The sequence below is a fragment of the Methanoculleus sp. UBA208 genome, from assembly GCF_002498065.1.
Taxonomy (GTDB): domain Archaea; phylum Halobacteriota; class Methanomicrobia; order Methanomicrobiales; family Methanoculleaceae; genus Methanoculleus.
This window is the reverse complement of sequence record NZ_DAFZ01000113.1, coordinates 12,440-12,972: the sequence shown is the minus strand read 5'-3', so window position 1 is coordinate 12,972 and position 533 is coordinate 12,440. Positions and strand designations below refer to the sequence as shown.

1 pseudogene is annotated in these 533 nt (G+C 63.6%); it reads right to left on the bottom strand.

The annotated features are described in order from the left end of the window. Window positions 1-76: 76 nt before the first annotated feature. Window positions 77-533 (bottom strand): annotated as a pseudogene (locus BRA62_RS11765) (hypothetical protein); the annotation flags it as partial.

Sequence of the window (533 nt, the reverse complement as noted above, 5' to 3'; positions counted from 1 at the left end):
CCCGCCGTTCCATCGGGTGCAAAACCAAAAAAGATTGAGGCCGGGCCCGGTCAGGGCCCGGATAGTATCGACCGGTTTACTCGCCGGCAGGCGCAACCGTCATGCCGTCCGTCCGGACGTTCTCTCCGCCCTCAACCAGGAACGCCTTTTCGGAGCCGGAGGTTATCTCTCCTGTGTACTGGACGTTCTGGTTGTTCTTCGCCCAGACGAGGGTCTCGACCTGGTCTCCGGAGGCGTGGATGTCCACTTCGGCGTTGCTGAACTGACCGTTCGTGCCGCCGAGGCTTGCACCCCTGCCGTCGATCCCGGCCGGGTTCACGAGCTCGAAGTTCTCGATCCGGATGTTGCTCGCGAGGTCGACCTGGAGGCCGTAGCCGTGCGAGTCGATGCTCGTGCAGTTCTCAAGCACCAGGGCGGGATCGGTCGAGCGGCACGGGATGCTGTAGTAGCCGGCCGGCTTCCGGTAGGTGTAGTCGGTCTTCCCGGCGCCGGTGTCCTTATCGACACAGTCGTAGAGCTTGCCGCCGTTCGTC